The organism is Streptomyces sp. NPDC002176, assembly GCF_044903645.1.
GTDB lineage: Bacteria > Actinomycetota > Actinomycetes > Streptomycetales > Streptomycetaceae > Streptomyces.
This window is the reverse complement of sequence record NZ_JBJDQW010000007.1, coordinates 133,162-156,083: the sequence shown is the minus strand read 5'-3', so window position 1 is coordinate 156,083 and position 22,922 is coordinate 133,162. Positions and strand designations below refer to the sequence as shown.

Annotated in this window: 16 protein-coding genes; 7 read left to right on the top strand and 9 right to left on the bottom strand. The window is 71.7% G+C overall.

What is annotated here, in order from left to right; all coding sequences use genetic code 11:
- Positions 1 to 49 precede the first annotated feature (49 nt).
- From ACI2LY_RS28695 to metH, 3 genes are all read right to left on the bottom strand, one after another.
- The gene (locus tag ACI2LY_RS28695; protein ID WP_404709673.1) at positions 50 to 1,654 is read right to left on the bottom strand and encodes an ABC transporter substrate-binding protein; all 1,605 of its coding nucleotides are present in this window, start codon (positions 1,652 to 1,654) and stop codon (positions 50 to 52) included.
- Positions 1,655 to 2,086: 432 nt separating this feature from the next.
- Positions 2,087 to 2,788 carry an HAD family hydrolase gene (locus ACI2LY_RS28690; protein ID WP_404709672.1) on the bottom strand — a complete coding sequence of 234 codons (702 nt, stop codon included), beginning with the start codon at positions 2,786 to 2,788 and terminating at the stop codon, positions 2,087 to 2,089.
- A 159-nt stretch (positions 2,789 to 2,947) separates the two neighbouring features.
- On the bottom strand, positions 2,948 to 6,466 hold the full coding sequence (metH, locus tag ACI2LY_RS28685) for a methionine synthase (protein ID WP_404709671.1): 3,519 nt from the start codon (positions 6,464 to 6,466) through the stop codon (positions 2,948 to 2,950).
- A gap of 293 nt (positions 6,467 to 6,759) precedes the next feature.
- Here metH and ACI2LY_RS28680 point away from each other — a divergent pair, with 293 nt between their 5' ends.
- The 6 genes from ACI2LY_RS28680 (at position 6,760) to ACI2LY_RS28655 (ending at position 16,121) form a co-directional block, all read left to right on the top strand.
- The gene (locus ACI2LY_RS28680) at positions 6,760 to 7,524 is read left to right on the top strand and encodes an IclR family transcriptional regulator (RefSeq protein ID WP_393915893.1); all 765 of its coding nucleotides are present in this window, start codon (positions 6,760 to 6,762) and stop codon (positions 7,522 to 7,524) included.
- 228 nt (positions 7,525 to 7,752) lie between these two features.
- A complete protein-coding gene (locus ACI2LY_RS28675) occupies positions 7,753 to 8,544 on the top strand; it encodes an MIP/aquaporin family protein (protein ID WP_404709670.1) in 792 nt (263 codons plus the stop codon).
- A gap of 89 nt (positions 8,545 to 8,633) precedes the next feature.
- Positions 8,634 to 10,172: a glycerol kinase GlpK gene (glpK, locus tag ACI2LY_RS28670; protein ID WP_393915892.1), complete on the top strand. Its 1,539-nt coding sequence runs from the start codon at positions 8,634 to 8,636 to the stop codon at positions 10,170 to 10,172.
- A 53-nt stretch (positions 10,173 to 10,225) separates the two neighbouring features.
- Entirely contained in the window at positions 10,226 to 11,845 is a 1,620-nt protein-coding gene (locus tag ACI2LY_RS28665; protein ID WP_404709669.1) for an FAD-dependent oxidoreductase, read from the top strand.
- A 213-nt stretch (positions 11,846 to 12,058) separates the two neighbouring features.
- The gene (locus tag ACI2LY_RS28660) at positions 12,059 to 15,034 is read left to right on the top strand and encodes an NACHT domain-containing protein (protein ID WP_404709668.1); all 2,976 of its coding nucleotides are present in this window, start codon (positions 12,059 to 12,061) and stop codon (positions 15,032 to 15,034) included.
- Positions 15,035 to 15,128: 94 nt separating this feature from the next.
- A complete protein-coding gene (locus ACI2LY_RS28655) occupies positions 15,129 to 16,121 on the top strand; it encodes a PAC2 family protein (protein WP_404709667.1) in 993 nt (330 codons plus the stop codon).
- A 50-nt stretch (positions 16,122 to 16,171) separates the two neighbouring features.
- Here the strand turns inward: ACI2LY_RS28655 and mshC are convergent, their stop codons facing one another.
- The 4 genes from mshC to ACI2LY_RS28635 all read right to left on the bottom strand — a co-directional run bounded on the left by mshC (position 16,172) and on the right by ACI2LY_RS28635 (position 19,696).
- Positions 16,172 to 17,401 carry a cysteine--1-D-myo-inosityl 2-amino-2-deoxy-alpha-D-glucopyranoside ligase gene (gene mshC / locus ACI2LY_RS28650; protein ID WP_404709666.1) on the bottom strand — a complete coding sequence of 410 codons (1,230 nt, stop codon included), beginning with the start codon at positions 17,399 to 17,401 and terminating at the stop codon, positions 16,172 to 16,174.
- A 111-nt stretch (positions 17,402 to 17,512) separates the two neighbouring features.
- Positions 17,513 to 18,352, bottom strand: coding sequence for an SCO1664 family protein (locus ACI2LY_RS28645; RefSeq protein WP_404709665.1), 840 nt, complete (start codon positions 18,350 to 18,352; stop codon positions 17,513 to 17,515).
- Positions 18,316 to 18,906, bottom strand: coding sequence for a DUF3090 domain-containing protein (locus ACI2LY_RS28640; RefSeq protein WP_389004784.1), 591 nt, complete (start codon positions 18,904 to 18,906; stop codon positions 18,316 to 18,318). The genes ACI2LY_RS28645 and ACI2LY_RS28640 overlap by 37 nt, the downstream gene beginning before the upstream one ends.
- Before the next feature lie 103 nt (positions 18,907 to 19,009).
- Positions 19,010 to 19,696, bottom strand: a complete 687-nt coding sequence (locus ACI2LY_RS28635) for a histidine phosphatase family protein (RefSeq protein WP_389004785.1) — start codon at positions 19,694 to 19,696, stop codon at positions 19,010 to 19,012.
- A gap of 99 nt (positions 19,697 to 19,795) precedes the next feature.
- Between ACI2LY_RS28635 and corA the strand changes: the two genes are divergently transcribed.
- Complete coding sequence (gene corA / locus ACI2LY_RS28630) at positions 19,796 to 20,794, top strand: magnesium/cobalt transporter CorA (protein ID WP_404709664.1); 999 nt, start codon at positions 19,796 to 19,798, stop codon at positions 20,792 to 20,794.
- A 1-nt stretch (position 20,795) separates the two neighbouring features.
- On the opposite strand, the gene ACI2LY_RS28625 is transcribed toward corA, so the two are convergent.
- Positions 20,796 to 21,584, bottom strand: coding sequence for a ferritin-like domain-containing protein (locus ACI2LY_RS28625; RefSeq protein WP_404709663.1), 789 nt, complete (start codon positions 21,582 to 21,584; stop codon positions 20,796 to 20,798).
- Between the two features lie 226 nt (positions 21,585 to 21,810).
- The gene (locus ACI2LY_RS28620; protein ID WP_404709662.1) at positions 21,811 to 22,866 is read right to left on the bottom strand and encodes an LLM class F420-dependent oxidoreductase; all 1,056 of its coding nucleotides are present in this window, start codon (positions 22,864 to 22,866) and stop codon (positions 21,811 to 21,813) included.
- Between the last annotated feature and the right edge of the window lie 56 nt (positions 22,867 to 22,922).

Sequence of the window (22,922 nt, the reverse complement as noted above, 5' to 3'; positions counted from 1 at the left end):
GTCGGTTCGTGGCCCGGAGCCGCCAGCGCGGCTCCGGGTACGGGAGACGTCAGCCGCTCACACCGCGGCCGAGCTCCCACAGCTGAAGCGTCGAGGAGGAGTTCAGGGCGTACGAGGTGCCCGTGATGTCGTCCCGTGCGGCGACGTACTGCTTGCCCTGCCACAGCGGCAGTACGGGGACGTCCTCAGCGACGGTGTCCTGGATGTCGGTGATGCTCTTGGCGGCGTCGAGGCGGTCGGCCTCGCGGCGGGACTCGGGGATCAGTGTCCGCTCGATCGTGGGGTTGCGGTACGGCGAGCCGAGGAAGTTGTCCTTGTCGAGGAACGGCGCCAGGAAGTTGTCGGCGTCGGGGAAGTCGGGGAACCAGCCCATGCCGTAGACGTCGTACTGGCCCTTCTGCTCCGCGGGGCGGAAGGTGGCCCAGGGGTGGCCCTGGATGGTGACGTCGAAGAGACCGCTGTCGTTGAGCTGCTTGCTGAGGACCTCGAACTCCTGCTTGGTGGCGGAGCCGTAGTGGTCGGTGGTGTAGTGCAGGGTCAGCTTGACCGGGGCGGTGACCCCGGCCTTGGCCAGCAGCAGCTTGGCCTTGGCGGCGCTCGGGTCACCGTACTTGTTGAAGAACGAGTTGGAGTGGCCGGTCAGGGTGGCGGGCACCAGGGAGTACAGCGGCTCGGCCTGGGTGCCGTAGACCTTGGAGACCAGTTCGCCGCGGTCGATGACCTGGGCCATGGCCTGGCGGACGGCCTTGTCCTTGACGGTCTGCGCGTTGGTGTTGAAGGCGAGGTAGCGGATCTCGAGACCCGGCATGTCGACGAGGTCGGCCTTCGCGTCGGAGCCGCCGTCGAGCTTCTGGATCTGACCCGGCGACATGGTGCGGCTCATGACGTCGATGTCGCCGCGGTCCAGGGCGGCGCCCATCGCGTCGGCGTCGTCGAAGGAGCGGATCTCCACCTTGTCGTTGTTCAGCTCGGAACTGCCCTTGTACGAGGGGTTCTTGGTGAACGTGGCGCTGGTCATGGCGTCGCCCTTGACCTGGGCCTTGAAGGTGTACGGGCCGGAGCCGTCGACCTCGAAGCCGTCGCGCAGCTTGCCCTTGGCGTAGACCTTGGGGTTGACGATGCCCGCGACCGGGGTGGACAGCTTGAAGGGGAAGGTGGCGTCGGCCGTCTTCAGGTGGAAGATGACCTCGCGGTCGCCCTGCGTCTCGACGGTGTCGACGGTGTTCAGCAGGGCGGCGACACCGCTGTCGGCCTGGAGCTTGATGGCGCGGTCGATGGAGAACTTCACATCGGCGGCGGTGACGGGGTCGCCGGAGGCGAACTTCAGGCCGCTGCGCAGCTTGCAGGCGAAGCGCTCGTTGCCGGTGTCGGTGAAGCTGCAGCTCTCGGCGGCCTCCGGGACGGGGTTGCCCTCGCCCTTGGGCTGGGTCATCAGCGTCTGCACGGTCTGACGCAGGATGTTCCAGGTGCCGACGTCGTACGCGTAGGCGGGGTCGAGGGGCGCGGGGGCGTCGCTCGTGGCCGTGAACCGGTCCGTGGTGCCGACGACGATGGGGTCGCCGTTCTTGGCCCCGCTGTCGGTTCCGCCGCAGGCGGCGAGAACCGGCGTGAGCAGGCCGGCCACTGCCGGCAGCACCAGAGTCTTGCGGTTCATGCGGGACTTTCTCCAGAGCTGTTCGATTCCGTGAACCCGGTGGGCGGGGTGACGCGGCGGATCACGGGGGTTGGTGCGATGTTGTCGCGTCGACATTAGTCCGCGCCCGCAGGGCGGTTCGCGGCCGCCTGAGTTGAGGGCTCATCACGCAGTGAAACCGGGTGTGGACGCACCGAAAAACCGACAGCGGCAGGTTTCGTACAACGGTCCATCAATCAGGACACAAGGGCTGGCGCGCCCCGCGTCCGACGGGGATTTCTGCATATGCGGGCAGCCTTGTCGAGGCCGCCGGGAGTGGCGAACGTCACAGCGTCAACTGCGGTCCGGTATACCGGAATTCAGCCGGTCCGGCGGTTCGGAATTCCTTCCGGGGGCGCCGGTGGAAGGAATTGCGCCCCTGGTCATCATTGTTTTCGCACGCTGGGTGAACGGCTAGTGCGTGAGCGTCATCAGCCCGCGCAGAAAAGACAGGTCGACCTGTTCCAGCGAGGGTACGACGGTGCGTCGTTCGGCGGGGACGATGGGGGCGATGGAGGGGACGGCGACCACGTGGCAGCCCGCGGCCTCGGCGGCGGCGACTCCGGTGACGGTGTCCTCGATGACGGCGCATCGGGCCGGATCGGCGCCGAGTCCGGCGGCGGCGAGGAGGTAGGGGTCGGGGTGCGGCTTGGTGCGGGAGACCTCGTCGCCGCCGATGGAGAGGGTGAAGTGGTGCGGGCCGAGGGTGGCCAGCACGCGGTCGATGATGCGCCGGTGGGACGCGGAGACCAGGGCGGTGGGGATGTCGTGCTCGTGGAGTTCGGCGAGCAGCCGGGCGGCGCCGGGCATCAGCGGGAGGTGGCCGTCGATGCGGGCCTCGAAGCCCTCGTTGAGGAGGACGGAGAGGTCGGCGAGGGTGATGGCGGCGCCGGTGGCCTCGATCAGGAACCCGGCGCTGCGGGTCATGGGGCCGCCGACGACGACATGCCGCCAGGAGTCGTCGAGGGTGTGACCGAGGGCGCCGAACACCTCGACCTCGACGTCCCACCAGAAGCCCTCGGTGTCCACCAGGGTGCCGTCCATGTCGAGGAGGACCGCTTGAAGGGCGGAGCCTTCGGCCGTTCGGGTTCCGAGCGCGGGGACCGTGCTGGTCATCCGGGCGCACCTCCTTGAGGGACGATCAGGCCGGTTCCCGGAAAGGGAACCGGCCTGCGGTGGACCGACCAGCATACGTCGCTCGCGCCGGATGCGCCTGTCGTGTGCGCGTGTCCGCCGACGGGCCTGGTCAGCCCTGGTCAGCCCTGGTCGGAGGGGTCAGCGGGCGTTGAAGTACTTCGCCTCGGGGTGGTGGATGACGATGGCGTCGGTGGACTGCTCGGGGTGGAGCTGGAACTCCTCGGAGAGGTGGACGCCGATCCGCTCCGGCTGGAGCAGGTCGGCGATCTTGGCGCGGTCCTCCAGGTTGGGGCAGGCGCCGTAGCCGAGGGAGAAGCGGGCGCCCCGGTACTTCAGGGCGAACATGTCCTCGATGTCGGCGGGGTCCTCTCCCGCGAAGCCGAGTTCGGCGCGGACCCGGGCGTGCCAGTACTCGGCCAGCGCCTCGGCCAACTGGACGGAGAGGCCGTGCAGTTCGAGGTAGTCGCGGTAGGCGTTGGCCTCGAAGAGCTTGGCGGTCTCCTCGCCGATGCGGGAGCCGACGGTGACCACCTGGAGACCGACCACGTCCTGCTCGCCGGACTCCTCCGGGCGGAAGTAGTCGGCGAGGCAGAGGCGGCGGCCCCGGCGCTGGCGGGGGAAGGTGAAGCGGGTGCGTTCGTTGCCGTCCTCGTCCAGGATGATCAGGTCGTCGTCCTTGGAGACGCAGGGGAAGTAGCCGTGCACGACGGCGGCTTCCAGCAGGTTCTCGGTCTGGAGGCGGTCGAGGAGGCCGCGCAGCCGGGGGCGGCCCTCGGTCTCGGCGAGTTCCTCGTAGGTGGGGCCGTCGCCGGTGCGGGCCTGCTTCAGCCCCCACTGGCCCTTGAAGAGGGCGCCCTCGTCCAGCCAGGAGGCGTACTCCTTGAGCTGGATGCCCTTGACGACGCGGGTGCCCCAGAAGGGCGGGGCGGGCACCGGGTTGTCGGTGCGGACGTCGGAGCGGACGTGGCCCTCCTGCGCGGGCTCCTCGGGGAGGTCGGCCGCGGGGGTGGCGCGGACGCGGCGCTGCTTGAGTTCGGGGAGCTGGGCGCCGGGGCGGCCGCGCTTGACGCCGATGAGGGCGTCCATCAGGCGCAGGCCCTCGAAGGCGTCGCGGGCGTAGCGGACCTCGCCGTCGTAGATCTCGTGGAGGTCCTGTTCGACGTAGGCGCGGGTGAGGGCGGCGCCGCCGAGGATGACCGGGTAGTCGGCGGCCAGCCCGCGCTGGTTCAGCTCCTCCAGGTTCTCCTTCATGATCACGGTGGACTTGACCAGGAGGCCGGACATGCCGATGACGTCGGCGCGGTGTTCCTCGGCGGCGTCCAGGATCGCGGAGACGGGCTGCTTGATGCCGAGGTTGACCACGTTGTAGCCGTTGTTGGACAGGATGATGTCGACGAGGTTCTTGCCGATGTCGTGGACGTCGCCGCGCACGGTGGCGAGCACGATGGTGCCCTTGCCCTCGGCGTCGGACTTCTCCATGTGCGGTTCCAGATGCGCGACGGCCGTCTTCATGACCTCGGCGGACTGGAGCACGAACGGCAGCTGCATCTGGCCGGAGCCGAAGAGTTCACCGACGGTCTTCATGCCGTCGAGCAAAGTGTCGTTGACGATGTCGAGGGCGGGGCGGTCCTGGAGGGCTTCGTCCAGGTCGGCTTCGAGGCCGTTGCGCTCGCCGTCGATGACGCGCCGCTTGAGGCGTTCGTCCAGGGGCAGCGCGGCGAGTTCCTCGGCCTTTCCGGCGCGCAGGGACTTGGCGGTGGCGCCCTCGAAGAGCGCCATCAGCTTCTGGAGCGGGTCGTAGCCCTCGGCGCGGCGGTCGTGGATGAGGTCGAGGGCGGTCTGGACCTCTTCCTCGCTGAAGCGGGCGATGGGGAGGATCTTGGAGGCGTGCACGATGGCCGAGTCCAGGCCCGCCTTGACGCATTCTTCGAGGAAGACGGAGTTCAGCAGGATGCGGGCGGCCGGGTTGAGGCCGAAGGAGATGTTGGACAGGCCGAGGGTGGTCTGGACGTCGGGGTGGCGGCGCTTCAGCTCGCGGATGGCCTCGATGGTGGCGACGCCGTCCCCGCGGGACTCCTCCTGACCGGTGCAGATGGTGAAGGTCAGGGTGTCGATGAGGATGTCCTCCTCGCGGATGCCCCAGTTCCCGGTGAGGTCGTCGATGAGCCGTTCGGCGATCTCGACCTTCTTCTCGGGGGTGCGGGCCTGGCCCTCCTCGTCGATGGTGAGCGCGATCAGGGCGGCGCCGTGTTCGCGGGCGAGCCGGGTGACCTTGGCGAAGCGGGAGTCGGGGCCGTCGCCGTCCTCGTAGTTCACCGAGTTGATCACCGCGCGGCCGCCGAGCTTCTCCAGTCCGGCCTGGATGACGTCGACCTCGGTGGAGTCGAGCACGATCGGCAGGGTGGAGGCGGTGGCGAGGCGACCGGCGAGTTCGGCCATGTCGCTGACGCCGTCGCGGCCGACGTAGTCCACGCACAGGTCGAGCAGATGGGCGCCCTCGCGGATCTGCTCGCGGGCCAGCTCCACGCAGTCGTCCCAGCGGGCCTCCAGCATGGCCTCGCGGAACTTCTTGGAGCCGTTGGCGTTGGTGCGCTCGCCGATGGCGAGGTAGGAGGTGTCCTGGCGGAACGGGACGGACTGGTAGAGGGAGGCGGCGCTCGCCTCGGGGCGGGGCTGCCGCTCGGCCGGGGTGAGGTCGCGGACCCGCTCGACGACCTGGCGCAGATGCTCGGGGGTGGTGCCGCAGCAGCCGCCGACCAGGGAGAGGCCGTACTCGTGGACGAAGGTCTCCTGGGCGTCGGCCAGCTCGGGGGCGGTCAGCGGGTAGTGCGCGCCGTTCTTGCCGAGGACGGGGAGGCCCGCGTTGGGCATGCAGGCCAGCGGGATGCGGGCGTTGCGGGCGAGGTGGCGCAGGTGCTCGCTCATCTCGGCGGGGCCGGTGGCGCAGTTCAGGCCGATCATGTCGATGCCGAGGGGTTCCAGCGCGGTGAGCGCGGCGCCGATCTCGGAGCCGAGCAGCATGGTGCCGGTGGTCTCGACGGTCACGGAGACGATGACGGGCAGGTCGAGACCGAGGGCGTCCAGGCCGCGGCGGGCGCCGAGGACGGCGGCCTTGGTCTGCAGCAGGTCCTGGGTGGTCTCGATCAGCAGGGCGTCGGCGCCACCGGCGACCAGCCCCTCGGCGTTGCGCTGGTAGGCGTCGCGCAGGGTGGTGTACGGGGCGTGGCCGAGGGTGGGCAGCTTGGTGCCGGGGCCCATGGAGCCGAGCACCCAGCGGGGGCGGCCGTCGCGGGCGGTGAAGGCGTCGGCGGCCTCGCGGGCGACGCGGGCGCCGGACTCGGAGAGTTCGTGGACGCGCTCGGGGATGTCGTACTCGCCGAGCGCGGAGTGGTTGGCGCCGAAGGTGTTGGTCTCGACGCAGTCGACGCCGACCTCGAAGTACGCCTCGTGGACGGAGCGCACGATGTCGGGCCGGGTGAGGTTGAGGATCTCGTTGCAGCCTTCGAGCTGCTGGAAGTCGTCGAGGGTCGGTTCCTGGGCCTGGAGCATGGTGCCCATGGCTCCGTCGGCGACCACCACACGGGTGGCGAGTGCCTGACGGAGCGCGGACGCACGGGTCCGGCTGTCGGCGGAAGGGGACGTCGGCGACGAGGCCATGAAAGGGGCTCCCTTGGGTGCGACGGCTGTCGGCTATGCGCCTGCCAGGACGGATCTGGCGTGGGGCACGGCGTCAGCGTAACCGCCAGTGGGCTTGGATGGGCACACGCGTCCACGACACGGACGCGGATGGCGGAGTCCGGCCGGTCGGGTGCCGTGGCCGGAACCCGACGGGTGTTCCGGCGCGGCCCTGCTCATTGGCGGGAGGTCGGCATGGACCGGTAATGTTCGGCATTGCCGAACGCGTGTGGGATGGCTCGGCGGTGGCCGATGCGGACGGAGGCAGGACGGCGATGGCACGGAACATCCAGTCGCTCGAACGGGCGGCCGCGATGCTGCGTCTGCTCGCGGGCGGCGAACGGCGGCTCGGCCTCTCCGACATCGCCTCGTCGCTGGGTCTGGCCAAGGGCACCGCGCACGGCATCCTGCGCACGCTCCAGCACGAGGGTTTCGTGGAGCAGGACGAGGCGTCGGGCCGCTACCAGCTGGGCGCGGAGCTGCTGCGGCTGGGCACCACCTACCTGGACGTGCACGAGCTGCGCGCGCGGGCGCTGGTGTGGACCGACGACCTGGCCCGCTCCAGCGGGGAGAGCGTGTACCTGGGGGTGCTGCACCAGCAGGGCGTGCTGATCGTGCACCACGTCTTCCGCCCGGACGACAGCCGTCAGGTGCTGGAGATCGGGGCGATGCAGCCCCTGCACTCCACGGCGCTCGGCAAGGTGCTGTCCGCCTACGACCCGGTGGCGCACAGCGAGGCGCTGGACTCCTCCCGCAAGGCGTTCACCGACCGTACGGTGTGCGCGCCGGAGGACTTCGAGCAGGTGCTGGACCTCACCCGGGCGCGCGGCTACGCGGCCGACCTGGAGGAGACCTGGGAGGGCGTGGCGTCGATCGCCGCGCCGATCCACGACCGGCGCCGGATGCCGGTGGGCGCGGTGGGGATCGCGGGCGCGGTGGAGCGGCTGTGCCGGGACGGCGAACCGCGTCCGGAGCTGGTCGCGGCGGTGCGGGACTGCGCCCGCGCGGTGTCCCGTGACCTGGGCGCGGCCCGCTTCTGAGCACACCCCTGCCGGAAGGACGAAGAGGGCGGGTCTGCTGTGCCCCCGTCCGTAACGATCCTGCCTTCTGTGCTTTTTTTCGCCCTCGGAACCCTTGACGCGTGCGCGGGCTGAAAGCCAGACTCCCGTCCATCGGTCGGCATTGTCGAACACCTATCGGTATTACGCGTTAGGGTGGGACAGCGCCAAGGGCCGGGTTCCCCTGGACGAAGGACAAAGGAGTCGCGGGTGTCCAGCTCCGACATCTTCATCGGCGAGACCATAGGTACCGCCATACTCATCCTGCTCGGTGGCGGTGTGTGTGCCGCCGTGACGCTGAAGGCGTCCAAGGCGCGCGGCGCCGGATGGCTGGCCATCGCCTTCGGGTGGGGTTTCGCCGTTCTGACGGCCGTCTACACCTCGGCGCCGCTCTCCGGCGCGCATCTCAACCCGGCCGTGAGCCTCGCGCTGGCGATCAAGGATCACGGCTACAGCACGCTGCCCGCCTACTGGGGCGGCCAGTTGCTGGGCGCGATGATCGGCGCGACGCTGGTCTGGGTGGCCTATCTGGGCCAGTTCCGCGCGCACCTCACCGACCGGGAGATCGTCGGCGGGCCCGGCGCGCAGGACACGGCCAAGGCGGTCGAGGCACAGGAGGCGGCCGCCGGTCCGGTGCTGGGCATCTTCTCCACCGGTCCGGAGATCCGGAACGCGGTGCAGAACCTTCTCACGGAGATCATCGGCACGATCGTGCTGGTGCTGGCGGTCCTCACGCAGGGCCTGAACAACGAGGGCAACGGTCTGGGCCCGGTGGGCGCGCTGATCACGGCCCTGGTGGTCGTCTCGATCGGTCTGTCGCTCGGCGGTCCGACGGGGTACGCGATCAACCCGGCCCGTGACCTGGGGCCGCGCATCGTGCACGCCCTGCTGCCGCTGCCCAACAAGGGCGGCTCGGACTGGGGCTACGCATGGGTGCCGGTCGCCGGTCCACTGATCGGCGGCGCGATCGCTGCGGGCATCTACAACGTCGCTTTTGCTTGATGAGTAACGATTTGCGCGAAAAGCACCGATCATTCGAGTAAGCGCCGTACACACCGCCACCCTCACCTCGGATCTCCCAGGAGCACACAGTGACCGACGCCCACACCGCAGGCCCCTTCATCGCCGCGATCGACCAGGGCACGACCTCCTCGCGCTGCATCGTGTTCGACAAGGACGGCCGCATCGTCTCCGTCGACCAGAAGGAGCACGAGCAGATCTTCCCCAAGCCCGGCTGGGTCGAACACGACGCGAACGAGATCTGGACGAACGTCCAGGAGGTCGTCGCCTCCGCCGTCGACAAGGCCGGCATCACCCGCGACGACATCAAGGCCATCGGCATCACCAACCAGCGCGAGACGACCGTGCTGTGGGACAAGAACACCGGTGAGCCCGTCCACAACGCCATCGTCTGGCAGGACACCCGTACCGACGCCCTCTGCCGGGAGCTGGGCCGCAATGTCGGGCAGGACCGCTTCCGCCGCGAGACCGGTCTGCCGCTGGCGTCCTACTTCGCCGGGCCCAAGGCCCGCTGGCTGCTGGACAACGTCGAGGGCCTGCGGGAGCGCGCCGAGGCCGGGGACATCCTCTTCGGCACCATGGACAGCTGGGTCATCTGGAACCTGACCGGCGGTGTGGACGGCGGCCAGCACGTCACCGACGTCACCAACGCCTCGCGCACCATGCTGATGAACCTGCACACCATGCAGTGGGACAAGAAGATCTGCGAGTCCATCGGTGTGCCCCCGCAGATGCTGCCCGAGATCCGCTCCTCCGCCGAGGTCTACGGCGACATCACCGGCGGCAGCCTCGGCGAGCTGCTCGGCGGCATCCCCGTCGCCTCCGCGCTCGGCGACCAGCAGGCGGCCCTGTTCGGCCAGACCTGCTTCTCCGAGGGCGAGACCAAGTCGACCTACGGCACCGGCACCTTCATGGTGATGAACACCGGCGAGCAGATCATCAACTCCTACGCCGGTCTGCTGACCACGGTCGGCTACAAGATCGGGGACCAGCCGACGGTCTACGCCCTGGAGGGCTCGATCGCCGTCACCGGCTCGCTGGTGCAGTGGATGCGCGACCAGATGGGCCTGATCTCCACCGCCGCCGAGATCGAGACGCTCGCGCTCTCGGTCGAGGACAACGGCGGCGCCTACTTCGTACCGGCCTTCTCCGGCCTGTTCGCCCCGCACTGGCGCTCCGACGCGCGCGGTGTGATCGCGGGTCTGACCCGGTACGTCACCAAGGCGCACCTCGCGCGCGCCGTCCTGGAGGCCACCGCCTGGCAGACGCGGGAGATCGCGGACGCCATGACCAAGGACTCCGGGGTCGAGCTGACCACCCTCAAGGTGGACGGCGGCATGACCGCGAACAACCTGCTGATGCAGCAGCTCGCGGACGTGCTGGACGCCCCCGTGGTCCGCCCGATGGTCGCCGAGACCACCTGTCTCGGTGCCGCCTACGCCGCCGGTCTCGCCGTCGGCTTCTGGTCCAACACCGACGAGCTGCGCGCCAACTGGCGCCGGGCCGCCGAATGGACCCCCCGCATGGACGCGGAGACCCGCGACCGTGAGTACAAGAGCTGGCTCAAGGCCGTCGAGCGGACCATGGGCTGGCTCGAGGACGAGAGCTGACCGGGCCGGCCCAGCCGCCAGGTCCGGCTCCGACGAGGAGTTAAGTACCCGACATGACCAGTCCCACCACCCTGCAGTCCGTACCTGCCCTGGGCACGCACCCGGCCTCCGGCTCCCACCCGAGCCGCGCCGAGACCAGGGAGCAGCTCGCCCGGGCGTCGTACGACCTTCTTGTGATCGGCGGCGGCATCCTGGGCATCTCCACCGCCTGGCACGCCGCGCAGTCCGGGCTCAGGGTGGCGCTGGTCGACGCCGGTGACTTCGCCGGTGCCACCTCCTCCGCCTCGTCCAAGCTGCTCCACGGCGGCTTGCGCTACCTCCAGACCGGCGCGGTGAAGCTGGTGGCGGAGAACCACTTCGAACGGCGTGCGGTCTCCCGCCAGGTGGCCCCCCACCTGGCGAACCCGCTCACCTTCTACCTCCCGGTGTACAAGGGCGGCCCGCACGGCGCGGCCAAGCTCGGCGCGGGCGTCTTCGCCTACTCCGCGCTGTCCGCGTTCGGCGACGGCGTGGGGCATCTGCTCTCGCCGTCGAAGGCCGCGCAGGACGTGCCCGAGCTGCGCACCGAGAACCTGAGGGCCGTGGCCGTGTACGGCGACGACCAGATGAACGACGCCCGCATGGCGCTGATGACGGTCCGCGCGGCCGTCGACGCGGGCGCGGTCGTCCTCAACCACGCCGAGGTCACCGGGCTGCGCACCACGCGCGGCCGGGTCACCGGCGCCGAGCTGAAGGACCGGATCACCGGCGAGGAGTTCGGGGTGAACGCCCGCCTGGTGCTCAACGCCACCGGCCCCTGGGTGGACCACCTGCGCCGGATGGAGGACCCGCACGCGGCCCCCTCGATCCGCCTGTCCAAGGGCGCGCACCTGGTCCTGAAGCGCACCGCCCCCTGGAAGGCGGCGCTGGCCACCCCGATCGACAAGTACCGCATCACGTTCGCCCTGCCCTGGGAGGACATGCTGCTGCTCGGCACCACCGACGAGGTGTACGAGGGCGACCCGGCGGACGTGTCCGTGACCGAGTCGGACATATCCCAGATCCTGGACGAGGCCGCGTTCTCCGTCCGGGACCAGCAGCTCCAGCGGGATCTGATCACCTACTCCTTCGCCGGGCTGCGGGTGCTGCCGGGCGGCCCCGGCGACACCGCGAAGGCCAAGCGGGAGACGGTGGTCACCGAGGGTCCGGGCGGAATGCTGTCGGTGGCGGGCGGCAAGTGGACCACGTTCCGGCACATCGGGCGGACCGTGCTGAAGAAGCTGGAGGAGCTGCCGGGACGGCCGCTCGGCGACGACTTCGAGCCGGTCTCCGAGCTGCCCAAGCGGCTGCCGCTGCCCGGTGTCGCCAACCCGCGCGCGGTCGAGCACCGGCTGCTGGTGGACCGTCCGGCGCCCGGCCCGCGCATGGGCGCCGACACCGCCCGCCACCTGGCCACCCACTACGGCTCGCTCGCCTTCGACATCGCCCGGCTGGCCAACGAGCACCCGGAGCTGGCCGAGCGGGTGCACCCCGACGCCCCGGAGATCTGGGCGCAGGTGGTCTGGGCTCGCGACCAGGAGTGGGCCGAGACGGCGGACGACGTGCTGCGCCGCCGCACCACGCTCACCATCCGCGGCCTGGCCACGGACGAGGTGCGCGCGCGGGTCAGTGAGGTGCTCGACAAGAAGCAGTAGCGCGACGCAGTGACAGGGGCGGTTCCGCATCGGCGGGACCGCCCTCGCGCGTATCCGCACCTCCATCCGCCCCCGAACACTTCCGCGCGCTCCCTCGAACGTGTTTCAAAGTGTGCGTTTACCACCCACTCTCCGGCTAAAACGGATCTTTCAGACAGTGGTGGAACCGGCGACGGCGGAGTGGGGCGAGGCCCAGGTGCGGGGAGCGGTCATATGCGAGGCGGTTGGCACACTGCGCGGGCGCGGCGGCGCGTCGGTTTCGCCGCGTGCGGCGCGGCGCTCGCCGCGCTGGCCGCGGTCCTGCGGTTCTGGTGGCTGGACGCGGCGGTCGCGGGCGTCCTGATCTCGGCGATCGGCGCGTTCGTCTCGGTGGTGGCCCTGGTGGCTGACATCCTGCGCGGCGACGGGGACCCGCCGCTCCGTTCGGCGGCCGAGGACCGCTGCCGGGCCGCGGACGCGCTGGCCGAGGCGGTCCGGGACCAGTGGGCGGCGGAGGCCCGGTTCCGGCGGCTGCGGGACCCGTTGCCGATCGAGGTGGGCTGGGCCCCGGCCGACCGGCGGCTGGCGGACCATCCGGAGAACATCCGCCGCGCCCAGCCGCTGCCCGCCCCGCGTGACGCGGTGGTGCAGCACGTACCGGACTCCTCCGCGCTGCCGTCCGGCCGCCGCCTGGTGGTGCTGGGCGGTCCGGGGTCCGGCAAGAGCGTGCTGGCCCTGCGGTTCGTCCTCGGCCGACTGGCCGTCCGCCCCTCGGGCGGCCCGGTCCCGGTGATCGTCCCGGTGGCCGGGTGGGACCCCTGGCGTACGGGGCTGCGCGACTGGCTCGCCGAGCGGCTGGCCGCCGACTATCCCCCGCTGTCCGCCCCCGACGGGCAGCGCACCCTGGCCCGCGCCCTGCTGGACTCGGGCCTGGTCATGCCGGTCCTGGACGGCTTCGACGAGCTGGCCCGCCCCGGCTGGGCGGAGGCCGTGCGCCGGGTCAACGCCGAGCTGGACGACGATCTGCCGCTGCTGCTCACCAGCCGCAAGGAGGCGTGGGCGACGGCGGTTGCCGAGGGTGACGTGCTCACCGCCGCCGAGGTGATCGAACTGCGGCCGCTGGACCTGGCGCAGGCCGGGTCCCACCTGGAGCGCACCGCCCGGCCCCGGCCGACGGCGGACGGCGAGCGGGCCACGGTGTGGACGCCGGTGCTGCGGGAGCTGGCCGAGCGGCCCGGGTCGGCTCCGGCGCGGGCGCTCACCACTCCCCTGATGGTCTCGCTGGCCCGTGCCGTCTACGGCGACACCTCCGGCGACCCCTCGGAGCTGCTGGACACCGGGCGCTTCCCCACGGTGGCCTCGGTCGAGGAGCATCTGCTCGGGGCGTTCGTCCCGGCCGCGTTCGCCGGTTCCGGGCCGCGGGCCACCTCGGACGCGGAGCGCAGGCTCACCGTGCTGGCGCGGGCGCTGCAGCACCGCGACACCGGGCGGCTGGCGTGGTGGGAGCTGGAGTCGATGCTGCCCGCATGCTTGCGGGTGTACACGCCGGGGCTGCTGGCGCTGGCGGTGCAGGCGCTGCTGGTGCTCCCGGTGATGGTGGCGCGGGGGTTGAGCGGGCAGGCGCGGACGGAGGACGTCGTCTCGGTGGGGGCCACGCTGTTCGGCCAGACCCTGGGGTTCGCGTTCGGCGCCGCCTGTCTGCTGCCGCGCGACGGGGGGCTGCCCAGCAGACGGTTCATCCTGCGGCAGACGCTGCTGACCGCGCTGGTGAGCGGTTTGCTGTGGGCGGCGTTCGCCTGCACCGACGATCTCCGGTTCGGCTTCCGCTACGGCACGCTGACCGACGGCTGGCTGCCGGACCTGCTCGGCGGCTGCCTGTTCTCGCTGCTGTTCACCCTGTTCTTCGGCATCGCGGGACTCCCCCGGCGCCCGGTGCCGCTCAGCCTGCCGTGGAGCGGTGCGGCGGGCCGGGCGGTGGCCCGCGTCCTGGGGGCCGGGCTGCTGCTGGGCGGGGCGGGTTCGGCGGGGTCGGTGCTGCTGGACTCCTCGCGCGATCCGTGGACCGCGCTGATCGGCACCACCTGCATGGCGGCGGGCACGGCGCTCCTGGTGAGCGGCACCCATCGGCAGGACGGCCAGCATCCGGGCCGGGCGGGCCGGATCGGCCAGCGGTTCGCGGCCGGTGCCGTACGGGGCACGGCGGCCGCCCTGCTGATCGGGATCACCGCGTGCACGGCCGCCGGGCTGGCGGCGGTCGGGGTGACGGTAGGGAAGTCGGGTGGCGCGGCGGACCTGGCGGGCCGTCGGATCGACGGCTGGCGGTTCGCCGTACGGGACGGGGTGCGCACGGCGGTCACCTCGCGGCCGCTGCGCGGCAGGATGCTGATCCCCGGCGACGGCGCCCGGCCCATCGCCTATCCGGGCGACGGGGAGCCGCCGGACTGCACGATCCCGCTGCTGAAGGACCGTACGTGCCGCCCCTTCACGTCCCGGCGGACGGTGTTCGAGTCGCGGGAGGGGGTCGTCGTGGTGCGGCTGGCGCTCACCGGCGGCGCGGGCGGCCCGGCGACGGTGGTGTACCCGGCGAATCTGCGGTCCGTGCTGCCCGCGCCCGCCCGTGGCTGGCTCACCGAGGGCCCGGCCACCGGGCTGCTGATGCGCTGTCTGCCGCCGTTCGTGGCCAGCGGGGTGCTGATCGGGCTGGTGGGCGGGTGTGTGTGCGGGGTGTACCGGGCGCTGAGCGTGCCGTCGGACATCATGCGGGCGACCGGTCCCGGTTCGTCGCTGCGTACGGACCGGACGGCGTCGTTCACGCGGGCCGGGGTGGTGGCGCTGCTGGTGGCGCTGGTGTGTGTGCCGGTGATGGTGCTGCCCGGTGACTGGGGCGGGCTCGCGCATGTCGGGACCCGGCTGTGGCTGCCGCTGGGCGCGGCGGCGCTGGCGCTGAGCGCGTGGGGGCGGTTCGCGGTGGCGCGAGTGTGGCTGGCGGTGACGGGGCGGCTGCCGTGGCGGTTGATGGCGTTCCTGGAGGACGCCCACCGGCGGGGTGTGCTGCGCCGGTCGGGCGCGTGCTTCGAGTTCCGGCATCTGCGGCTCCAGTCCCACCTGGCGGGCGGCGCGGCGGGGGTACGGGGCCAGGGCGGGCCGGTGGACGGCGCCTGGGAGCAGGCTCCGCTGCGGGGTGTTCCGGGCCGGGGTTCGGGGCAGTGATCCGTTCAGCCCCTTGCGAGGGGGCTGCGGAGGCTCCCGTCGGACGCCGTAAGGTTGGGTGGTCAGGCGAGAGCACGTCGGAAGGAGGCACTGGGTGATCGAGCTGGAGGGTGTTCCCGAGCTGATCGACCCAGTCATGGTGGCCGCGTTCGAGGGCTGGAACGATGCCGGTGACGCCGCCTCCACGGCGGTCGCGCATCTGGAACGCGAGTGGAAGGGCCAGGTGTTCGCGGCGCTGGACGCCGAGGACTACTACGACTTCCAGGTGAACCGTCCCACGGTCTTCATGGAGGGCGGCGTACGCAAGATCACCTGGCCGACGACCCGGCTGTCGGTGGTCCGCGTCGGCGGGGACAAGCCCCGTGACCTGGTGCTGGTGCGCGGTATCGAGCCGTCGATGCGCTGGCGCTCGTTCTGCAACGAACTGCTGGGCTTCGCCCATGAGCTGGGCGTGGAGCTGGTGGTGATCCTGGGCGCGCTGCTCGGCGACACCCCGCACACGCGTCCGGTGCCGGTCAGCGGGGTCACCTCGGACGCCGACCTGGCCCGCCGGATGAACCTGGAGGAGACCAAGTACGAGGGCCCGACGGGCATCGTCGGTGTGCTCCAGGAGGCGTGCACGCACGCCGGTGTCCCGACGGTGTCGCTGTGGGCGGCGGTGCCGCACTACGTCTCCCAGCCGCCCAACCCCAAGGCCACGCTGGCGCTGCTGAACCGTCTCGAGGACCTGCTGGACCTGCGGGTGCCGCAGGGCGAGCTGCCGGAGGACGCGCGTGCCTGGCAGACGGGCGTGGACCAGCTGGCCGCGGAGGACAGCGAGGTCGCGGAGTACGTGCAGACGCTGGAGGAGGCCCGCGACACCGCCGAGCTGCCGGAGGCGTCCGGCGAGGCCATCGCGCGCGAGTTCGAGCGGTATCTGCGGCGCCGGGACGTGGGCGGCCCGGGTGGGCACGCCACGGCGGACGGCTCGGACAGCGGGCCCTACCGCCGGGACACGCCGAGTGGCCGTACCCGCCCGCCCAAGCCCCAGAAGCCGGAGGCGCCGGGCGTCTCCGACGGTGACGAGCCGGACGGCTCGGAGGATTAGCAAAGTGGGGCGGTACCCGGCCGGGTACCGCCCCACTCTTTTGTGTCAGCTCAGAGCGCCACGCCGAGCAGCGCGTCGACGGTGCGGCTGACCACGCCGGGGGCGCCGATGTCGGTGCCGCCCTCGCCCTCCTGGCGGGCCGCCCAGCGGTCCACGGCGGCGAGCGCGGCGGGCGCGTCCAGGTCGTTCGCCAGCGCCTCGCGGACCTCTTCCACCAGCGCCTCGGCGGACGGGCCGTCCGGCCGGGAGACGGCGGCGCGCCAGCGGCCGAGCCGGTCCACGGCGTCCTGGAGCACCTGGTCGGTCCACTCCCAGTCGGAGCGGTAGTGCCGGGAGTGCAGGGCGAGCCGGATGGCGGCCGGGTCCACGCCGTCGCGGCGCAGCGCGGAGACGAAGACGAGGTTGCCCTTCGACTTGGACATCTTCTCGCCGTCCAGGCCGACCATGCCCGCGTGGACGTACGCCTTGGCCATGGGGTACTCGCCGGTGAGCACCTGGGCGTGGGAGGCGCCCATCTCGTGGTGCGGGAAGGCGAGGTCGGAGCCGCCGCCCTGGACGTCGAAGGTCATCCCGAGGTGGTCCAGGGCGATGGCCACGCACTCGATGTGCCAGCCGGGGCGGCCCCGGCCGAGCGTGCCGCCGTCCCAGCTGGGCTCGCCCTCGCGGGCCGCGAGCCACAGCATCGGGTCGAGCGGGTTCTTCTTGCCGGGCCGGTCCGGGTCGCCGCCGCGCTCGGCGGACAGTACGCGCATCGCGGCCGCGTCCAGGTGGGAGACCTGGCCGAAGTGCGGGTCGGCGTCCACGGAGAAGTAGATGTCGCCGTCCAGGTCGTAGGCGGCGCCCAGTTCCCGCAGGCGCTCCACCAGCGGGACGATGCCGGGTATGGCCTCGACGGCGCCTATGTAGTGCTGGGGCGGCAGCATCCTGAGGGCGGTCATGTCCTCGCGGAACAGGGTGGTCTCCTGCTCGGCGAGCGCGGTCCAGTCGACGCCGTCGCGGGTCGCGCGCTCCAGCAGCGGGTCGTCGACGTCGGTGACGTTCTGGACGTAGTGGACCTGCCGCTTGGTGTCCAGCCACACGCGCTGGACGAGGTCGAACGCGTTGTAGGTCGCCGCGTGACCCATGTGGGTCGCGTCGTACGGCGTGATGCCGCAGACGTAGATCCGGGCGACGGGACCGGGATCGAGGGTGACCGGACCGTCGGTCGCGGTGTCGTGAATCCTCAGGTCGCGGCCCTGACCAGGCAGGGCGGGGACCTCGGAAGCGGGCCAGGCATGCATGTACATGAGCGTAACCGGCCATGAGCTGGGGCTACGAACCGGATCGCGCCGGAGGCCGCCGGATGGCCGGATGGGCGCTCTTGCGGCCATCCGGCCTTCTGTGCCTCGGGGTCAGACCGGGGGCCAGGGGATGGCGGGCCAGTCGCCGGTGGGTTCGGGGTGGCGGCCGGTGGTGAGGAGGTCGTCGACGCGGGCGCGGGTGGCGTCGATCTCGGCCGGGGTGAGCAGCGGGGCCAGCTTGGCGGCCAGGGGGCCGTCGAGGGCTTCGCGGAGCCTGCCCAGGACCGTGACGGCGTCGTCGGTGAGGGGTTCGCCCGCCCAGCCCCACAGCAGGGTGCGCAGCTTGTTCTCGGCGTTGAAGGAGACGCCGTGGTCGATGCCGTAGAGGCGTCCGGCGACGGTGGGCAGGAGATGGCCGCCCTTGCGGTCGGCGTTGTTGATCACGGCGTCGAGGACGGCGAGGCGGCGCAGCCGTTCGTCGTCGGCGTGCACGAGCAGCGCGGTCCGGCCCTCGCCGACCTCGGCGAGGCCGATGGCCTTCCAGCCGGGCCCGGCCTCCTCGCCCTCGGTGAGCGCGAGGAGTTCGGCGTCGGTGCTCACCTCGATCCAGAGCTGGCACATGCCCTCGCCGAAGGGTCCGTCGCGCAGCACGGTGGGCGGGATCAGGCCCCAGCCGGTGACTTCGGACACCTCGTAGGCGGCGACCTCGCGGCCGGCCAGGGTGCCGTCGGGGAAGTCCCACAGGGGGCGCTCCCCGGCCACGGGCTTGTAGACGCAGGTGGCTTCCTGGCCGTCGAGGGCGACGGTGCAGAACAGGGCGGCGTTGGAGGCGTCCCGGATGCGGCCGCGTACGGTCAGCTCGCCGTGGGCGAGCAGTTCGGCGGCGTCCGCGTCGGTCCCCGTCCCGGCGGCGCTCACGCTCCCCGGCGGTATCCGTTCTGGCGCGGACATACGTGTCCTTCCGGGTCGAGCGGGAGGCTGCACAGCGGGCACGGCGGCCGCCCGGCGTTGACGACGTCGAGGGCGCGCTTGGCGAAGGCCCTGGCCTGCGCGCCGGTCAGGCGGACCCGCAGCATCGGGGGGCCGTTCTCCTCGTCCTGGAGGAGGCGTTCCTCGGCCTCGGCCAGGTCCTCGGCGGTCTCGGCGTCCAGCTCCACCAGGGCCTGGGCCTCGACGACCATGCGCTGTTCCTCGCCGTCCCAGGCCAGGGCCATGGTGCCGACGCGGAACTCCTCCTCGACGGGGCTTTCCAGCGGGGCGGTGTCGGCGATCTCGACGGGGGCGACGGCGGGCACCGCGGCGTTGCCGCCGCTCCGGCGTACGACCTCGTCGAGGAGTTCGTCCATGCGCTCGGCGAGCGCGGCGACCTGGGCCTTCTCCAGGGCCACGCTGGTCGCCCTCGGGCCCGCGGTGGCCTGGAGGAAGAACGTGCGGCGTCCGGGCAGTCCGACCGTGCCGGCCACGAAGCGGTCCGGCGGGTCGTAGAGGAACACCTGACGGGACACGTCCTGTCTCCATGGGTCGGGATCGTTCGAGCGGTTCAAGCGGTCGGTGCGGGCGTGCGGGCACGCCCTGCGGCCGACCGCCTCACCCTACTGCGAGCGGCGATCACGGTGCGCCCGCACCACCCCCGACCGGTGCGTCGTCGTCGGGGGGCGTCTCGCGCGGGGCGAGGGAGGCGAGGTCGCCGGTCTCGCCGAGGCGGACGAGGTAGGGCCGCAGCCGGGTGTAGCGGATGGCGGTGACGGAGCAGGGCTCCACGGAGACGCGCTGGAAGAGGTCGAGGTGGAGTCCGAGGGCGTCGGCGACGATCGACTTGATGATGTCGCCGTGGGAGCACATCAGGTAGACGGCGTCGGCGCCGTGCTCGCTCTCCACGCGCGCGTTCCAGTCGCGTACGGCGGAGACGGCGCGGGCCTGCATGTCGCGCATGGACTCGCCGCCCGGGAAGGCGGCGGCGGAGGGGTGGCTCTGGACGACCTCCATCAGGGGTTCGTCCTTCAGCTCGGCGAGTTTGCGGCCCGACCAGTCGCCGTAGTGGCACTCCCCGATCCGGTCGTCGGTGTGCGGGCTCAGCTCGGGGCGGGCGTCCAGCAGGGGCCGTACGGTCTCCTGGCAGCGCTGGAGCGGGCTGAGGACGATCTCGCTCAGCGGCAGGCCGTCGAGGCGGGCGGGGAGCGCGGCGGCCTGCTCGGTGCCGCGTTCGTCGAGGGCGACGCCGGGTGTCCAGCCGGCGAGGAGCCCCGCGGTGTTGGCGGTGGAGCGGCCGTGCCTAACGAGGATCAGGGTGGGCATGCGGCCCAGCGTAGACCGGCGCCGCCGGGTGGTGATCCGGGGCGCACAATCAGGGGGCCCCGAGTGCGTGCGGGGCGGGACGACGGGAGAATGCACTCCGTGATCTTCGACTGTGCCATCTACCGGGAAGGGCATCGGACCGATTCGTCCGACGACCCCGCGAAAGCCCTGCGGGAGGCGCGTGCGGCGGACGACGCGTTCGTGTGGATCGCGCTGCACGATCCGACCACGGAGGAGTTCGAGCAGGTCCGCAAGGTGTTCGGCCTGCACCCGCTGGCGGTCGAGGACGCCCTGAAGGCCCACCAGCGCCCGAAGCTGGAGGTGTACGACGACTCCCTGTTCGTGGTGCTGAAGCCGGTGTTCTACGAGTCCTCGCGCGACACGGTGACCACGGGCGAGGTCATGCTCTTCCTCGGCGACTCGTTCGTGGTGACGGTGCGGCACGGCGAGTCCTCCCCTCTCCCGGAGGTGCGGCGGCGCCTGGAGGCGGACCCGGACAAGCTGCGGCACGGGCCGACCTCGGTGCTGTACGCGGTCGCGGACGCCACGGTGGACGAGTACCTGGAGGTGGCGACCGAGCTGGCCACGGACCTGGACGAGCTGGAGGCGGAGGTGTTCTCCCCGTCCGACGCGGGTTCCCGGGGCACCGCGTCCAAGATCTACCTGTTCAAGCGGCAGGTGCTGGAGTTCCGCCGGGCGACGGGGCCGCTGACGGTGCCGATGACCCGGCTGTCGGGGATGGGGTCGTCCGCGACCGAGGTGCCGTTCGTGGACGCGTCGGCGCGGCCGTTCTTCCGGGACGTCAACGACCATCTGACCCGCGTCAACGAGTCGGTGGAGGGCCTGGACCGGCTGGTGTCCGACATCCTCTCGGCGCATCTGGCGCAGATGGGTGTGCGGCAGAACGACGACATGCGCAAGATCTCGTCCTGGGCGGCGATGGCCGCGATCCCGACGCTGATCGCGGGGGTCTACGGCATGAACTTCGAGCACATGCCGGAGCTGCGCTGGGTGTGGGGCTACCCCACCGTGGTCGCGGTGATGGTGGCGCTCGAGGTGGTGCTGTACCGGAACTTCAAGCGGCGTGGCTGGCTGTGACTCACACCGGTTCGGTGGCCCGGGGGGCGGGGCCGCCGAGCGCGTCGCGCCGTGCGGGCATCTCCAGGGTGACCATGCGACGCCAGCCGACGGCCCGTTCCCACGCGTACAGGGCGTGGACACCGGCGGCCAGGAGCGCGTTCCTGGCGCGGGACCAGCGCAGGACGCGGCCCATGTGGGCCATGACGGCGAGGCTGACGTCCCGGTAGATCCGGATCTCGGCGAGCGCGCTCTCGCGCAGCACACGCTGGATGAAGCGGCCGTGGCCCTGGTACGCGAGGCGCAGGAGTTCCTCGTGGCAGTAGGCGAGGTGGTTGTCCTCGTCGTGGGAGATCATCCGCACCGCGCGGCCCACGTCGGGGTGGTCGCCGAAGTGCTTGACGAGCATCCGCATCTGCTCGGAGGCCCGCTGTTCGGTGACCCGGCTGTGGGCGAGGTAGACGACGATGTCGTGCTCGGTCAGCGGCCGGTCGGCCTTGAGCTTGTCGTGCGGCAGGCCGATGCCGCGCCGTTCGAGGAGCATCGTGTAGTCGGTGTCGGGCGGCACCTCGACGGGCTTCAGGCCGCGTTTGCGCAGCAGGGCCTCGAAGAGGCGGCCGTGCTTGTCCTCGTCGGCGCCGTGCCGGGCGATCCTGGGCGCGAGACCGCGCGCGCTCTCCGGGACCAGGGCGGCGATCCTGCCGTTCTCCCAGCCGCCCTGGGACTCGCCGCCCGCGGCGATGGAGCAGAAGAGCCGGAAGGACGCGTCGTCGTCGAGGATCTCCTGGAACAGGCTCTTGGCCGAAAGCATCGCGGGCCCCTCTCTGCACGTCTCCGCAGAGAAGTAGTCAAATGCGGGTCAAGGGGGCGCGCAACAGGAGGTCGGCCGCGCTGGGCCGAAAGGGGGACGGGCGGGGGCGTAACCCCGTCCGGCCCGGCGCGTTGTTCCTCGTGACGGCCGTGGCGGGGAAGACTCCCCGAGCCCCCACCACGGCCGCGGACTTCTCCCCCGAACCCCTGGGGCCCCTGGGCTCCCGTCAGGCGAGACCGGCGCGCTCCAGGGCTTCGGCGCCGCCGCGCAGGGCGGCGATCCGCTCCTCCAGCGTGAAACCGGCCGGGGCGAGCGTGAGGGTGGTGACCCCGGCCGCCGCGTACGCCTTCATCCGGTCGGCGATGCGGTCGACGGAGCCGAGCAGGGTCGTCTTGTCGATGAGGTCGTGCGGGATGGCGGCCGCGGCGCCGTCCTTGTCACCGGCGAGGTACTTGTCCTGGATCTCGGCGGCCTCCTTCTCGTACCCCATGCGCTGGGCGAGCGCGTTGTAGAAGTTCTGCTTGCGGCTGCCCATGCCGCCCACGTAGAGCGCGGTGTAGGGGCGGAAGGTGTCGGCGAGCCGGGCCACGTCCGCGTCCTCGCCGAGCGCGAGCGGCACGGTGGGGCAGATGTCGAAGCCCTCGAGGGTCTTGCCCGCCTTCTCCCGGCCCGCGCGCAGGTGGGCGACCGCGGTGTCCTCCAGGTGCTCGGCGGAGGGAAAGATCAGCAGGGCGCCGTCGGCGATCTCGCCGGTCTGCTCCAGGTTCTTCGGGCCGATCGCGGCGATGTACAGCGGGATGTGCTCGCGCTGCGGGTGCACGGTCAGCTTGAGCGGCTTGCCGGGGCCGCCGGGCAGCGGCAGCGTCCAGTGCTCGCCCTCGTACGACAGGCGGTCGCGGGTCATCGCCTTGCGGACGATCTCCACGTACTCGCGGGTGCGGGCGAGCGGCTTGTCGAACTTGACGCCGTACCAGCCCTCCGAGACCTGCGGTCCGGAGACGCCGAGGCCGAGGCGGAAGCGGCCGCCGGAGAGGGAGTCGAGCGTCGCGGCGGTCATCGCCGTCATGGCGGGCTGGCGGGCCGGGATCTGGAAGATCGCCGAGCCGACGTCGATGCGCTCCGTCTGCGCGGCGACCCAGCTGAGCACCGTGGCCGCGTCGGAGCCGTACGCCTCGGCGGCCCAGCAGACGCTGTAACCGAGGCGGTCGGCCTCCTGTGCCACCGCGAGGTTGTCCCCGTCCATCCCGGCGCCCCAGTAGCCGAGGTTGATCCCGAGCTGCATGACCGATCCCCTTACTCGCAAGTAACGTATCTGCGGCCGACCTTAGCGACCCTTTC

Coding starts and splice junctions, on each gene's coding strand:
- ACI2LY_RS28695 (WP_404709673.1), bottom strand. CDS start 1,654: ATGAACCGCAAGACTCTGGTGCTGCCGGCAGTGGCCGGCCTGCTCACG.
- ACI2LY_RS28690 (WP_404709672.1), bottom strand. CDS start 2,788: ATGACCAGCACGGTCCCCGCGCTCGGAACCCGAACGGCCGAAGGCTCC.
- metH (WP_404709671.1), bottom strand. CDS start 6,466: ATGGCCTCGTCGCCGACGTCCCCTTCCGCCGACAGCCGGACCCGTGCG.
- ACI2LY_RS28680 (WP_393915893.1), top strand. CDS start 6,760: ATGGCACGGAACATCCAGTCGCTCGAACGGGCGGCCGCGATGCTGCGT.
- ACI2LY_RS28665 (WP_404709669.1), top strand. CDS start 10,226: ATGACCAGTCCCACCACCCTGCAGTCCGTACCTGCCCTGGGCACGCAC.
- ACI2LY_RS28660 (WP_404709668.1), top strand. CDS start 12,059: ATGCGAGGCGGTTGGCACACTGCGCGGGCGCGGCGGCGCGTCGGTTTC.
- mshC (WP_404709666.1), bottom strand. CDS start 17,401: ATGCATGCCTGGCCCGCTTCCGAGGTCCCCGCCCTGCCTGGTCAGGGC.
- ACI2LY_RS28645 (WP_404709665.1), bottom strand. CDS start 18,352: ATGTCCGCGCCAGAACGGATACCGCCGGGGAGCGTGAGCGCCGCCGGG.
- ACI2LY_RS28635 (WP_389004785.1), bottom strand. CDS start 19,696: ATGCCCACCCTGATCCTCGTTAGGCACGGCCGCTCCACCGCCAACACC.
- ACI2LY_RS28625 (WP_404709663.1), bottom strand. CDS start 21,584: ATGCTTTCGGCCAAGAGCCTGTTCCAGGAGATCCTCGACGACGACGCG.
- ACI2LY_RS28620 (WP_404709662.1), bottom strand. CDS start 22,866: ATGCAGCTCGGGATCAACCTCGGCTACTGGGGCGCCGGGATGGACGGG.